This is a genomic window from Oligoflexus tunisiensis, assembly GCF_001748245.1.
In the GTDB taxonomy this organism is placed as follows: Bacteria; Bdellovibrionota_B; Oligoflexia; order Oligoflexales; family Oligoflexaceae; genus Oligoflexus; species Oligoflexus tunisiensis.
Genome location: NZ_BDFO01000001.1, coordinates 744,502 through 758,649, shown reverse-complemented (window position 1 = coordinate 758,649; position 14,148 = coordinate 744,502). Strand labels below are relative to the sequence as shown.

Here is a 14,148-nt window from a genome sequence, read left to right as displayed (position 1 = left end):
TGGGATTTCAACTGCTTGATCGAGTCGGGCCGTGTGGACGGACCCAACTATAGCAGACAGGAAGGCAGAGTTTTTATTGCAGCGAAACGAACGAAGCCTGGGCTGCTTAATGCAGCTTGCGCAGATCGGAACTTTGAAAGCCGGAGAGTTCAGTGGTGCGGCCGTCCTTGATCTTTTGGACCCAATGCGGATCGGAAAGGAGGGCCCGCCCCACCGCAACCAGATCAAAATCACCCCGATCGAAGCGTCGAGCCAATTCGTCGATGGGTTCAGGTGCAGAACTTTCGCCGCGGAAGGCCTTGACGAATTCACCGGAAAGGCCAACCGACCCCACGGTGATGGTGATTCTGCCGGTTAATTTTTTGGCCCAGCCGGCGAAATTCAAATCAGAACCGGCAAACTCCCCTTCCCAGAAGCGACGCTGCGAGCAATGGAAAACGTCCACACCCGCATCCGCAAGAGGCGTGAGCCAGGCTTCCATGTCCTGAGGCGTTTTTGCGAGTTTGAAATCGAAAGCCATGGGTTTCCACTGCGAAAGACGCAGAAGAATGGGAAAGTCAGGGCCAACAGCCCGACGCACAGCCTGGACCACGTCGATGGCGAAGCGGCTACGCTCCGGCAGCGTTTTGCCACCGTAACGATCCGTCCTCCGATTGGTGACCTCCCAAAAAAATTGATCGATCAGATACCCATGGGCCCCGTGCAGTTCGACGGCATGAAAGCCTAATTTTTTTGCAGCGGCGGCACTTTCTGCAAAGGCCGCGATGGTGGCTTCAATATCCGTGTCGCTCATTGCGCGACCGCCCTGGCTTTCTCCACGCAAAAGCCCCGAAGGCCCCTCAAAAGGCCCGGCGGGCAGCCAGCCGGATTCATGAGGATGCATCACTCCCATGTGCCAGATCTGAGGCGCCATCAATCCACCGACCTCCCGCACGCCGTCGATCACCTGTTTCCAGCCTTGCAGGGCGGCTTCACCATGAAACCTGGGTATATTGGGATCATTGGACGAGGCCACGCGATCAATCACGGTGCCCTCCGAAAGGATCAGACCGACTTCGCCCTGGGCACGACGCTGATAATAAGCGGCCACCTCGGGTGTGGGAATGCCGCCCGGAGAAAAGGACCGCGTCATCGGCGCCATGACGAAGCGATTTTTCAGGGTGAATGACTTGAGGCGGAAAGGCTGAAAGAGTGTGTCGATGCTCATGAGGGCAGTACTTCCTTGGCAAGTGAGCAGATCAGGCCGCAGCGGGCCTTTCTGCTTTGTAGCACTGCGTCCGGATTAAAATCCACCCATTCTGCGCGTTTTATACAGGCGTGCACGCGCCTTCACACTGAGGTTGGGCACGGCTCCCGTGGGCACGCTGTGATGGTGCAAACCCAGACCATTGCGAGCAGCTCCAGGCGCCACACCTTCCCAGGGTTTATCACCCGCTTCCAGCACATAGGCCGGATCCGACAGCCACACATAGCAGGCGGTTTTTCCCTGGCATTCGGCTTCGGAACCGATGCTCTGATAACCATGGACCTCAAGCCAGGTTTGAATGCGTTCATCAACCCAGCCGTGCAACATGAAGAAGACTGGATTCACATGGGAGGAATAAGTTCCGCCCAGATAGTCGTAGCTGGGGTCATCGAAGAGTTTCGAATATTTTTTCTCCCATTCCGGATCCAAGGGATCACCAGGAATGTCCATGTCCGCGGGATTCAAAAAGCGCATGTGCATGTTGTTGTGAATCGTTTCCTCGATCCTTTGACCATATTCACCAAGCGTCATCGTTTTGATTTTTTCCTGGTCCTGATAATCCTTTTCCCAGGTGTCGAAGACATCCTGCGCTGCGGCGTAAGCCGTGGAAGGATAGGCAGGATCCTCATAACGCGGCAGCACCTTCCAGGGTGGGACCATGGTCTTGCCCTGAGTCTTCAAATACTGACCGATGGCCTTCAGCATGTTGTGGTGCATATAAAGAAAATCCTCACCATCCGGACTGCGAGTGGAATTGCGTGCAGGCGGAGCCACCGTGGGACCGAAATGAGCGATCAAAGCGTCACGATCCGACGGCCCCAGTTGCGTCCACTGCGAGCGCATGCCGTGCCACAGATAATGCCAGAGACGATGGCCGCGATCGGAGCCCCAGGCACGCACCAGGCGATCCCGATCGGGATCACCGCTGCCTGTGCCCCAGGATCCTGTGCTGTTGATCGCATAGTAACCATGCCCAACAGCCGAGACATGACAGGTCATGGGGCTGCTGGCATCAAAGCTCAGATAGAGGTCGCCGATATCATGAGCACCGTCAGCCGAAAGTGTCCAGCCCTGAGCCGCGTCGCCGGCTATGGTCATGGTGATTTCCTGGGCCCGATAGCTGGGACGACTCTGCAGGTCCACGGGAGTCTGGATATCCTTTTCAACCATTTCGGTGAAGCGGGCCTGAGTCAGGCGCGGCTGGCAGGCTGCATAGGCATCCGCGGGCTTGATTTGAAGTTCCAGACGTTCCAGGCGCAGCATGCTATCCGCCGGCGGTGTCCCGGCCAGGCGATTGATGCTGACCACGGCCGGCTTGCCCGGTTCGATCAGCAGCGGAGCTTTGTCGAGCACATGGGTCACGCCGGCTTCCGGTGTTTTTTGAATCAGCTTTAAGCGACTCGAATTCCTATTCGTTGTTTTGCAGGCCATGGCCAAAAACACATAAAGGGAGCAGCATAAAAAGAGGCGCAAGCGAGTCTCCTTGTCAGGATGAAACGAATCAGGCTGGAAATTTCCGGAACTTGTCTGCTATTTTACAACACCTGACGGAAGGCACCAAAAAAAGAGAGGAAGGCCTTGCCATGAAAGCCCGTGTCACACACTTTACCCGCTCCGCATACAAGGTCATGCCCTGGAAAAATGGAGCCGGTTCCACCACGGAACTTTTCATCTCGCCGCGTGGGGCCTCCGTTCAATCGGGATTTGATTGGCGAATCAGCCTGGCTCGCGTGCCGGCGTCCGGGCCGTTTTCCTCGTTTCCCGGTTATCACCGCACGATCATGCTGCTGCAGGGTGAGCCCATGCGACTCGTGCATGAAGGCCATGGTACACATACTTTGCAGGCCCTCCAGCCTTATGCATTCCACGGCGCCTGGATCACCGAGGGAATTTTATCCGGCGGTCCGGTCGAGGATTTCAATGTGATGATGCGCGAGGACCTGGGACAGGCCCATGTGGATGTGCACCAGGTTCGAGAGGATACCCCGTTTCCAACCCGGTCGGCTCCCCTGCAATTCATCTGGTGCTGGTCCGGTGCGGCCACGGTTGAAGTGCAGACAATGCGTCACAGTCTTAAAGAGCAGGAATCCCTTTTGATCGAGGAAGGCGCAGACATCACGATTCATCCGGAATCGGCGACCAGTGTGTTCATCATCGTGAGTATAACGCCACACTCAGGCTGAACCTTTTGCATCGGTAAATTTATCGATAGACAGAAAGGCTTATCCCCGAAAACCTGAAGCTGTCTCTATTTCCCGCCGGGGTCCCGGCGTACAACCTGCCTGATTTGTTGTTTAAGAATTCCTTACCACAAAATCCTGGAGTTTTGGAAAATTTCGCGCAATCTTCTGCGCCGGTAGGCGTCTATTTTCGGGCCGAAAACCCGAAGGGCTTATATGCAAAGGATTTCACGCATGCCAGTGGAGGACCTTGAAAATACTGATGTCGCGCAAACGAGCCTGGAACGCCTGAGGCATTCCCTGGTGGTCCTGATCCTCCTGGACCTGATCACTCTAGGCCTTTACAGTGCCGCGCGCTGCTATCCGATCCACGCCGAACTCTCCCAACGCTGCGGCAGGCGCCTTTTTTCACTGGGTTTTCTGCACATTCTGATCATGCTCAACCTCGTGCTCTGGGTTCTGCGTTTTTCCCGGGACAATAGGCCTTTGGATGCTCCTGCGATCATGACGCGGTTGGGCGCAGCTCTGCTGTTCATCAGCATGCTCCTCATTTTTCGCCGCTTGCTGCAGGAGAAATTTCAGCTGCGCATTCTCCCTGCACCCCTCGCCGTTTTGGGGTTCTGGTATCTGCAGCATCGCATCAATCGCGCGCAGACGGCGTCCAATCCCATTCCATATCGGGACTTCTGGTTCACTCCGATGCTGGTCGTCGCCACTTACGTGGCCCTTTCTTTCACACTGGGCGCGACCAAAATTTATTATGTGGCCAACGCGTCGATGGAACCCACGCTGGTGCCAGGTGACTATGTGATCATGGATCAATTTTCGGACCTATTTCTGGATCCGCCCCAACGTGGCGATCTTGTGATTTATCAAGCCCCTCAGAATCAACAGAATGTTCAGGTGAAACGAGTTCTGGGACTGCCTGGCGATCGGCTCAGTTTTCGGGAAGATGGCATCCGGTTGAATGACAAGCCCCTTTCCTGCAGCAGTCTAGGTGTCAGGAAACCGAAGGCCGAAACCGTCGATCACAAACCCAAGCGTTTGTTTGAGTGCCAGGTGGACCACAATCCTTTTGTTCTGCAGCGCTATCAGGAAGGTCCTCTGACCGCCATCTACGGTGACTTCGAAGTGCCGTCGCAACATTACTTTGTGGTGGGAGACAATCTTCACAATTCATCGGATTCCCGTGTGATAGGAGCCATCCCTGCCACACATATTGTGGGAAGGGTCCGCATGATTATCTTCAGCTACCGCGCGGGTGAGTCGGTTCCCTGGTCACGCTGGTTCCAGCCGCTTTGAAGGCGCTGCAGAACCTCAGAAGCCGAGCCCTGCAAAAAAAGATCCGTGCGATCCGCACCGACTCTTTCCTTGTTGATCACGACGGTGAGTGCGCCGGCAGCCCGGACCTCATCCAAAAATCCGGCGGCCGGATACACAACGCCTGAGGTTCCCACAGCGATAAAAATTTCACACTGAGACAGGGCCCTCCCGATGCGTTGCAGGATCACCCGATCAAGCATTTCGCCAAACCACACGACATCCGGTCGGAGCGGGGATTGACAGCGCGGGCAGAGGGGAACGTCACTGCCAGCCGCAACCCAGGGGGATGGATGGCGTTCCTCCAGACAGATCAGCCGATGGATGCTGCCATGCATTTCCATCACATGTTCACTGCCGGCCGCCTGGTGCAAACCATCCACGTTTTGTGTGATGAGTGTCAGATGCGGAAACTGTTTTTCCCAGGCGGCCAGAATCTGATGGCCCAAATTTGGTTTGGCTTCCAAAACCTTCTGACGACGCCAGGCATACCAGTCAAACACCAGCTTCGGATTTTTGCGGAAACCTTCCGGCGAGGCCAGCTCTTCGGGACGGAATTGAGACCAAAGACCCTCCTGGGCATCACGAAACGTGGGAATGCCGCTTTCCGCCGAGATGCCGGCGCCTGTCAGAACCACAATGCGGCGTTCGGGGCTGAGTCTTTGGATAAAATTCTGCTCGTCAATCTTACCAGGCTTCATCATGCAGCGCTCATACTCGAAATTGCTTTCTCGCGTCTGTCCTGGCATGCTCTGGCCAGAAGCAGGTCGCGAGCTGGGTGTTCGGGCCTGGGGAATCAATGTGCTCGAAATGGGTCCGGCTTGCAACGGCTATCGGGGCAGGACAAGCTTATCCTCAAAATTAGGAAATGCCATGGCGTCGCGCGCATTAAATCAAGACGAAATCTCGTTCATACATGAAGCTGCCCAATTCCTGGACAACCCTGGTTTTGCCATTCACGCGATGAATCTGCTGGGTCAGCCTTTGGATGCTCTGCAGAAACAGTTGCCCGAACCACTGCGTGAAAAGATTAGCGAGCTGGTGAACAAAACGCTGCAGACTGCGCTGATGGCAGCCATCCAAACCGTGAATCCCGGAAATAAACTCCATCCCAGCTGGAACGAAGGTCTGGAAGGGACGCGCAAGAGCGGGCGCCTGCATACGGCGACCGTGGCCGTCACGGGAGCCATGGGCGGGCTTTTTGGTCTGCTGGCTCTGCCCTTTGAGCTGCCGATCTCAACCACCATGATGCTGCGGGGAATTTCGGATGTGGCCGCACAGTGGGGCATGGATCTCGAGGATCCCGAGGTGCAGCTGCAGTGTCTCTACGTCTTCACCCTGGGGTCCCTGGAAACAGTCGAGGATGACGATGTCGATTCCAAATACTTGAGTTCACGTCTGGCCTTTGATCAGATGATTCGCGCCGCATCCACGTATGTGGCGAAACAATCCGCCAAGGAAATCCTGCGGGCCTTTGATACCGGGGCGGCACCGGCCCTGATGCGGCTGGTCGCCCGTATTGCGCGATCCTTTGAACTGGCGTTGACGGAAAAGCTGGTGGCGGAGTCGATTCCGCTGGTGGGAGCCATCGGCGGCGCCACGATCAATGCTCTGTTCTGTGATTACTTTGTTGAGGCCGCCCGCTATCATTTCGGGCTTTTATACCTGGAAAAAATCCATGGATGGGATGCGATTCAGACGGAATATGAGATGAAGGAAGCCGTGGGGGTCTGAGAGGGTGTTGACAGAGTCTTCGAGGCGGGGTAAACAGCTGGATTCGTTTGATCCTTCGGGCCCTATCCAGGAGATATTCTTATGAAGGCAGCCTGCCGTTTCTTTGGCAAATGCTCCGGTTGCAGCCTTCAGCAGTTTCCCTATGTGAAGCAGCTGTTTGATAAAACCCGTGCTGTGCGTCTGCAGCTCGGACGTTTTGTTCCGGCTGGAAAAAATATGGAAGACGTGATTCACCCGATCGTGCCCAGTCCCGCAGAATTCGGTTATCGGACCTCGAGCAAACTCTGTTTGCATGAGGATGAACTGGGGCGTCGCTCCATTGGACTTTACGCACGCGGCACCAAAAAAGTTGTCGATATTCCCGGCTGTCCGATCCATCATCCGGCCATCAATAAACTCATTCAAAAACTTTTTGGTCCGGGCCAGCCGATTCCCGCACCCTTTTATCAGCACAGTCGCAGGGGATTCCAGCCGGGTCGTCTGAAGTTTCTCACGATTCGTTACAGCCCCGAAACCGACAGCTTTGGTTTGATCCTATCCCATACCGGGGTGCCACGTGCGGATCTCGAAGCCTGGGCTCAAAGACTGCGTGGACTCCAGCTCAGCATTTATGAATCGCTGATTCAACGCGAGGATGAGGACCTCGTCATTTCCCGTGATGTGAAGTTTCTGGCGGGCGATCCGGTCTTCACCTATGGAATCGAAGGCCGACGCTATGCGCTGGATCCGATGGCCTTCTTTCAAGCCAACTCCAGCCTTGTGACGACCTTTATTCAGCATATCGTGGAGGGTCTGAGCGGTGACGAGCTGCTCGATCTTTATGGAGGCTTTGGCACCTACACGATGGCCGCGGCACCGGCCTTTAAGAAGATCCATCTGGTCGAAGCCAACCCCCATGCCACGGAAGCGGCTGCGAAAGTGGCCCGTGAAGCCGGTCTATTGCAGGTGCAGTGCAGTGCTGCCGCTGTGGAGGATGTGCTGAAAAAACTGCTCAGGGGTTCCGCGTCCCAGAAGATTACGCATATGATCGTCAATCCTCCGCGCGGTGGCCTTTCTCCGCAGGTCCTGACAGCGCTTTCCCAAAGCGGCTGGCAGCGTCTACAGCGCCTGCATTATGTTTCCTGTAATATGGAGACCTTGCAAAGGGACCTTCAGGTGCTCACGCGGCAGGGCTTTGAAGTCGAGTCCATCACCCCCTTCGATATGTTTCCCCAAACGGATCATGTCGAGCTGGTGGCCAAACTTTGCTATCGTGGGGCTCAAAAGGCAAACCCGACCCGGGCGTTGATCGCATCGAATCGGGCTTATCCCAGGGCCAATAGGAGCGTTAGAAGCTCTCGTAGAATGCAAACTCGATCGTAAAGTTATCGGTGGCCAGCGGCACATTCTTACCTGAGATAAAAGTTTCCCGCAGGACCCGAATGTAGGCCGGATAGGGCCGGTCCAGGCCAAGGCCATCGAACTTGAAACCCATGGCGTAGGAGTAACGCTGCTCGCCTGGGTTGGTTTCCGTGTCGCCGGTAAATTCCGGAGCGGCAAGTTCATAGTTCAGCGAGGCTTCCACAGCCATCGGCTGCAGAACCGATGTAAGCTTGGCCAGACCAAGGTCAGCACGGAAGGTCCCGACCTGCCCCATGCCCTTCCGTGACACAGTCTGCGTATTGCCCTCACCATCACTGCCGACCGCGATCGCCGCGTCGCTGGTTGGGTCACCTTGATTCAATTGATTCGGATCCAAAAGACTTGATTTCTTGCGCCTGCCTTCGACTACCATGATTTCAGTCTGGTTCTGGAAGGACAGCCAGAGCGGAGCCCAGGGATGGTAATCGTAGTTCATACGAATGCCGAGCTGGATCATACCTTCGCCCGTCGGGCGCTGTGCGGCGGGAACATCCTCAAACTTCCCGAAAGGCATCCGCACCCCGAAGCCCAGAGCAAACACATTGGTCCGGGTCGAGACGAAGGAATAGGTGATACCAAAGTCCACGTCGCCCAAGCCCACCGCACCATCCGCAGGCGTGGCCGCATTGGTCACGAGCTCGGGCAAAAGAGCGAGTGTGTTCTGAGCAGGCGCGGCCGGTATCGTCGCCGTTTCACCCGTTGGAAGGGTGAGCGTGGAAGCAGGCAGCGTTGCGTTATTGGCGATCAGGGCATCGACCTGTGTGGCACACGCGGCCCCGGTGCAGAGTCCCTGAGCCTGGAGACCGGCAGCCAGTCGCGCCTTGAAAAGCGCCGTGTATTGTCCCACGGCCGTGTTATAGCGGTTGGAATCCCGAAACTTTTTCTTGTTAAAGGCGATATTATTTTTGGAAATATAGGGCGCCAGGAGCAGAAACGAGAATCGATCGCTCATCCCATATTCAATGGCGATGGCATTCACATTGGCTGTCAGATCGTAGCCAAAGTTTTCCTTTTTTCCGTCGGCATCATAGCCGGAATCACCCGTTGCGAAACGGTTGACACTTCGGATTCGATAAAAACCTTCTGGCAATGTTTTCCCGAGACCAAGCGAAGCATAGTAGAGTGGTGGTCCCTTTTTCTTCTTCTTTTTGGTTTTCGTACTCTCCTCACCGGATTTCTCGGTGGCAGGAGCCTCATCTTCCTCCTGAGCATGGGCGCCCGTCGCACCAATCATGCCAAGAAGGGTCCACATCATCAGCCGCTTTAACAACGAAGCCACGAGTAGCCTCCCTCAGTCGAGTGATCTCTTGAGACGGTTCTGGAAACTGGTTCCTTCTTCTTCTTCACCGTCACCCGATTCTTCTTCAATATCGTCCTTCTTCTTCGCTTTGGAGACACCTTCGAGGCGATTGCGCAGCGAAGCTGTATCGCTGTTGCTCTCGTCGCTGGTGTCTTCGCCGCTGCTTTTTCTTCGATTCGATGGTTCGGTCGGAGCTCTCTCTTTTTTCTTCTCGACCTTGGGAGTTTCCGCCACTCTCTCAACGGTTTTTACCGGTGGTGGCGGAGGCGCCACCGGCATGCCACGAATGGATTTGACAACGATCACGCGTTCGCCATCCACTATGCTTTCATAGCCATCGATATCCGCATAGGCGAGGTTGCTCGATAGCACACGCATGAAAGAGGATTTTTTCAACTTGGCCTTCACAAATCCGCCATCAGCAGCGCGGAAGAGCAGCAGGCAATCCTCAGGACAGCGATTGAACAGCGGACGGCTATAGGTCAAATTTCGAATTGTCAGAAACTTGGGTGGCTGTCGCGGCTCCTCCGGCTCAGGCGTAGGTTCCAGCATGGCAACCGTTGGCGCTGGTCTGGGCGGCGGCGACACACGAATGGGTGCCTTGCTCGGGGCTGCGACCGACCGTCTGGGTCGTGGCGCAGGCTCCGGTGGCAACGGATCGGCTCGGGGCAGACTGCGAGGCTCCGGTGCCGGCGGTGGAGGAGGCGTCGGTTCAGCCATGGGTGGCTGCTCAACATATTGGATCGAGTCATTTATTTCCGCAGTTTCCACGGGACGCACACGGGCTTCGCGCTTCAATCTCACGCGGCCGGATCCGCGATCACTTTCCTCGATCATGGCAACTTCTGGACGAGGTTTTTTGTTGCCGCCGAAGATGACACGTTTGACCACATAGGCCCCGCCCATGCCGATCAACACACCACAGACGATGGCAAACACGGGAACCAGTCCGCCACCGCTGCCGCCGAACAGGTCGCCTGGTTTAAAGGATCCTGATGAGGACCCTTTGCCTGAGGACGAACGGCTTCTTTTTGATTTGTTGCTACCCACAGCGAGCACTCTCGATAAGTTTGCCTACATGGAGCCTTTTCGGTCGGGATTTCAGGAAATTCGAGAAATTTCGTTAACGAACGGATATTACAAATTAATCAGAGATAGGATCCGAGCTAAACCCGCGAAGAGTGGAGGATTTTTACGGCCAGGTTTTGGTCCGGTGCGAATCGGAGTTCCGCGAAAATGTGCAAACACGATGGCAGGGAACCATTTTGACCCGATTCTTTCCTTTTGAGAAAGAATTCCAAAGGCTGCAAAGGCCCTCTCCAGATTGTGTACGGCTGTCCGAACCCCGTCTGACAGACCAAGCCAGAGCCGGGAACTCATGGCCCAGCTGGGGTCAAAATCGACCTCGAGGTATGAATTGAAACTGGACCCGCGTTGCGAAAGGCGCGTCCATCAGGCCTCACAAGATGATCTTGCCCACCCTGTTTGTTCTTTCTTGCACCGAAAACAAGAAGCAGTTAATCTCTTGCGAAGCTAGAGGTACGGTTCGTAAGTTGAGTCTCAACTGGAAGTTTTTTCTTGATCGCCTCTTCGCAGGCAGGTATATGATCTGTCGCGCGTCAGAGTCTACGGGCAGTTGGGCCCCTACCTCTTTTGCGGTTCCCAGCCTTAAGGAGGTGATATGGGCAAGAAACTTTACGTCGGCAATCTTCCGTTCTCCGCCACTGATGACGTGCTTTTTGACACGTTCTCGCAAAGTGGCACTGTGGTCTCTGCCAAAGTGATCATGGACCGTGAAACCGGTCGCTCCAAAGGTTTTGGCTTCGTCGAAATGTCGACTGACGCTGAAGCTGCTGATGCGATCGAAAAGTTCAACGGTGCAGATTACGATGGCCGTAAAATCACTGTGAACGAAGCTCGCCCACAGGCTCCTCGTGAAGGACGCGGCGGTGGATTCGGCGGCGGTCGTGGTGACCGTGGTGGTCGCGGCGGCTTCGGCGGCGGCGGTCGTAACCGTTATTAATCCGGACCAATTCAGTCCATAACACCTCTACGGATTTCCGTAGGGTTGAGACCCGTGCTGGTGGATCTTTCGATCCCCACAGCCAGCACGGGGCCAAACATACCCTCCATACTGATCCTCCCAGGACATTCAGAACCTGACACGATGCCACAGCGCAAACAAGGCATGGATAACGTCTGCAGTTTAGGTTATAATTTTAATACTGCCGAGTATCGTCAGAGTGGAGTCGTCCTTTCGGACGGCATGGTTTCACCAAATAGAAGATCCAAAGTGCATACATTTGAAGAGATGAACCTGCCCCGACAGTTGCAGAGGGCGCTAGAATCCATGAATTTTGCCTCGCCTACGCCTATTCAATCCCAGGCGATTCCTTTGGCTATGGCCCAGCAGGATTTGATTGGTTGCGCGCAAACAGGAACCGGAAAAACCGGTGCCTTTGGAGTGCCTCTGGTTGCGCGTCTTTTGCAGCAGCCCCAGGAAACGGCACTCATCCTGGCTCCCACCCGGGAGCTGGCGGTTCAGATTATTGAAGTTCTGATTCGCCTCACCCAATACGCACCTGAGCTGAGTCACGTGCTCCTGATCGGTGGCACATCCATGTCCACACAACTCCGAGCGCTGTACCGGCGTCCACGCATTATCGTAGCCACACCGGGACGTCTCGTGGATCATTTGCAAAGACGTTCCCTGTCGCTGCAAAATACCGGGATGCTCGTCCTCGATGAAGCCGATCGGATGCTCGATATGGGCTTTGCTCCGCAGTTGAATGAGATCCTGCGGCATCTGCCAGCAACGAGGCAAACGCTCCTCTTTTCGGCAACATTGCCCGAAAATATCCAGGGTCTCGCGCATCGCTATCTGAAAAATCCTGTACGGGTGAGTGTCGGCACTGTGGAAAAACCGGTGCAAAAAATTCATCACTCGGTCGTCCAGACAACTCCCGAAGCCAAAAACGATGTCCTGCTGGATGAATTGAATACCCGCGAAGGCTCGATCATTATCTTCACCCGGACCAAGCATCGCACCGATCGCGTGGCAAAATTCCTGACGAAGTTTGGTTATGCCGTTGCCCGTCTTCATGGCGACCGGACCCAAAGTCAGCGTGATGCGGCTATCAAGGGTTTCCGCGTCGGCACCTATCGCATTCTTGTGGCTACGGATATCGCAGCCCGCGGCTTGGATATTCCTCATATTGCGCATGTTATAAACTACGATCTTCCTCAATCACCGGAAGATTATGTGCACCGCATAGGGCGGACCGCACGGGCCGGTGCTGAAGGTGAAGCCATTTGTCTGCTGGTTCCCGAAGATCAGGGACAATGGCGCCGCATTGCGCGTCTCTATATGAAGGATGAGAGTTCGGCTCACGCGAAAAAAGGTCCTGTGATCGAACGCCGTCCAAAAAGCGGAGCATTGGCCGCAGAGACTTCTCTGCCGGATACAGCGCCCCGCCCACGTATCATTCCGCGCGTGCAACGCTAAGAAGTCGGGCTTCCCATGCATAGGAAACCCGCGTGGGAAAGCCATTTTTTCAATACCGTATGGACTTTCCTACACCTCCTGACTAGTGTGGTTACATAAATAGCTGCACACAATAAAACAGGTCGTGCCATGTATAGCAAAATCCTTGCTTTGCTCTCCTTTGGTGTTGTCAGTTCCTGGGCCTGGGCCGCAGGTTCACCTGTAAAGCCTATTCGCCCTATAATTCCTAATGACACCTACTTCACATCACAGTGGAATCTGCATAACAAAGGTCCCGGCCTGACTCCTGTCGGACAGAGTCAGGTGCAGGGCCCTGATCATGCGCATATTGCTGAAGCCTGGAGCCTTTTACAGGAGCTGGGGCTCGCGGATGATGTCCAGGACATCGGCCGGAGCATTCGCCTCGCTGTGATCGATGACGGTTTTGACCTTCAGCATGAAGATCTGAAGGACAAGTTTGTGGCGGTGAAAAATTTTGGAGGCCCCGTCAAGGCCAACAATCTTTTCAGCACATCGCCCAATAATTTTCACGGCACCCTCGTCACCGGTCTGGCCGCAGCCACCGCGGACAATGGCAAGGGCATCGTGGGAGTTTGTCCTGGTTGCCGCGTTGTGGCGGCACGCATGGGTGGCGACAAGCCAGCCGGCTCGATTGAAAAATATTATGAGAAAATTTTCGACTGGGTGATGGAGCAAAATCCGGATGTGATCAACTGCAGCTGGGGACCGGATCCTTCGACGACCCCCGCCTTTGCCAAAAAGTTGATCGATCGCCTGGCGCGTGAAGGACGCAATGGCAAAGGCACCGTTGTGGTTTTTGCATCCGGCAACACCGGCCAGGATTTTACCTGGAACCATTTTGCCAATTATCCGGGCGTAGTCACCGTCGGGGCAAGCAACAGCAAAGGCGAGCGCCATAGCTTCAGCAACTTTGGACCGACCATGGACGTTCTGGCTCCCACCAGCGGCGGCAAGAGCAAAGGCAAGCAGCTGGTCGATCCGATCTGGACCACCGATAATTATGTGGCCCCGGATTGTCTGAAGCCCGGCAGCCGGCCCTCCCCGAATTGCAGTGACATGGCGGGCTGGACTCCCTACTCAAACATGGCGGGGGGTGACAGCTGGGAAGGCCGTTATTCGGATCGTTTCTCGCATACTTCGTCGGCCGCTCCCATCGTGTCCGGTGTGGTGGGGCTGATTTTGCAGGCGAATCCGAAACTGACCGCAGCTGAAGTTCAAAAGGTTCTTCAGGATTCCGCGGATCGTATCGCGCCGGCGGATGCCAAATATGATGAAGATGGCTTCAGCATGCGCTATGGCTATGGCCGCGTGAATGCCCTGCGGGCGGTGGCTCTGGCTTACGAAATGGGCGGGAAAAAGCTGAGTCATGAGCTGAAGGCCCGCATTGATGTCACCACGCCCTGCACCCGCGGGAATTGCTGGAAGGCACCCTTCCATTAAG

The 14,148-nt window shown here is 55.3% G+C and carries 12 protein-coding genes; 7 read left to right on the top strand and 5 right to left on the bottom strand.

Translation table 11 applies throughout. From position 1 onward, the window contains the following. Positions 1 to 106 precede the first annotated feature (106 nt). Both OLTU_RS03430 and OLTU_RS03425 read right to left on the bottom strand, forming a co-directional pair. Positions 107 to 1,207 carry an NADH:flavin oxidoreductase gene (locus OLTU_RS03430; RefSeq protein ID WP_141731356.1) on the bottom strand — a complete coding sequence of 367 codons (1,101 nt, stop codon included), beginning with the start codon at positions 1,205 to 1,207 and terminating at the stop codon, positions 107 to 109. A 75-nt stretch (positions 1,208 to 1,282) separates the two neighbouring features. Beyond that, on the bottom strand, positions 1,283 to 2,719 hold the full coding sequence (locus OLTU_RS03425) for a hypothetical protein (RefSeq protein ID WP_141731355.1): 1,437 nt from the start codon (positions 2,717 to 2,719) through the stop codon (positions 1,283 to 1,285). A gap of 50 nt (positions 2,720 to 2,769) precedes the next feature. Here OLTU_RS03425 and OLTU_RS03420 point away from each other — a divergent pair, with 50 nt between their 5' ends. Together OLTU_RS03420 and lepB are read left to right on the top strand one after the other, a co-directional pair. Beyond that, positions 2,770 to 3,429, top strand: coding sequence for a HutD/Ves family protein (locus tag OLTU_RS03420; RefSeq protein ID WP_218109813.1), 660 nt, complete (start codon positions 2,770 to 2,772; stop codon positions 3,427 to 3,429). Between the two features lie 231 nt (positions 3,430 to 3,660). Beyond that, entirely contained in the window at positions 3,661 to 4,728 is a 1,068-nt protein-coding gene (gene lepB / locus OLTU_RS03415; RefSeq protein ID WP_176736305.1) for a signal peptidase I, read from the top strand. On the opposite strand, the gene OLTU_RS03410 is transcribed toward lepB, so the two are convergent. Next, positions 4,677 to 5,450: an NAD-dependent deacylase gene (locus OLTU_RS03410; protein WP_218109812.1), complete on the bottom strand. Its 774-nt coding sequence runs from the start codon at positions 5,448 to 5,450 to the stop codon at positions 4,677 to 4,679. The two genes, lepB and OLTU_RS03410, sit on opposite strands and share 52 nt — an antisense overlap. A 169-nt stretch (positions 5,451 to 5,619) precedes the next feature. Between OLTU_RS03410 and OLTU_RS03405 the strand changes: the two genes are divergently transcribed. Together OLTU_RS03405 and OLTU_RS03400 are read left to right on the top strand one after the other, a co-directional pair. Next, complete coding sequence (locus OLTU_RS03405) at positions 5,620 to 6,480, top strand: EcsC family protein (protein WP_176736304.1); 861 nt, start codon at positions 5,620 to 5,622, stop codon at positions 6,478 to 6,480. Between the two features lie 81 nt (positions 6,481 to 6,561). Beyond that, a complete protein-coding gene (locus OLTU_RS03400) occupies positions 6,562 to 7,842 on the top strand; it encodes a class I SAM-dependent RNA methyltransferase (protein WP_141731351.1) in 1,281 nt (426 codons plus the stop codon). On the opposite strand, the gene OLTU_RS03395 is transcribed toward OLTU_RS03400, so the two are convergent. Both OLTU_RS03395 and OLTU_RS03390 read right to left on the bottom strand, forming a co-directional pair. Next, the gene (locus OLTU_RS03395; RefSeq protein ID WP_141731350.1) at positions 7,808 to 9,160 is read right to left on the bottom strand and encodes a hypothetical protein; all 1,353 of its coding nucleotides are present in this window, start codon (positions 9,158 to 9,160) and stop codon (positions 7,808 to 7,810) included. The genes OLTU_RS03400 and OLTU_RS03395 overlap by 35 nt on opposite strands. Before the next feature lie 12 nt (positions 9,161 to 9,172). Further along, positions 9,173 to 10,231, bottom strand: a complete 1,059-nt coding sequence (locus OLTU_RS03390) for a hypothetical protein (RefSeq protein WP_141731349.1) — start codon at positions 10,229 to 10,231, stop codon at positions 9,173 to 9,175. Positions 10,232 to 10,862: 631 nt separating this feature from the next. Here OLTU_RS03390 and rbp point away from each other — a divergent pair. The 3 genes from rbp to OLTU_RS03375 all read left to right on the top strand — a co-directional run bounded on the left by rbp (position 10,863) and on the right by OLTU_RS03375 (position 14,147). Next, a complete protein-coding gene (gene rbp, locus OLTU_RS03385) occupies positions 10,863 to 11,204 on the top strand; it encodes an RNA-binding regulator (RefSeq protein ID WP_141731348.1) in 342 nt (113 codons plus the stop codon). 327 nt (positions 11,205 to 11,531) lie between these two features. After that, the gene (locus tag OLTU_RS03380; RefSeq protein WP_176736303.1) at positions 11,532 to 12,686 is read left to right on the top strand and encodes a DEAD/DEAH box helicase; all 1,155 of its coding nucleotides are present in this window, start codon (positions 11,532 to 11,534) and stop codon (positions 12,684 to 12,686) included. A 129-nt stretch (positions 12,687 to 12,815) separates the two neighbouring features. Further along, the gene (locus tag OLTU_RS03375; RefSeq protein WP_141731346.1) at positions 12,816 to 14,147 is read left to right on the top strand and encodes a S8 family serine peptidase; all 1,332 of its coding nucleotides are present in this window, start codon (positions 12,816 to 12,818) and stop codon (positions 14,145 to 14,147) included. The last annotated feature ends 1 nt before the right edge of the window (position 14,148 follow it).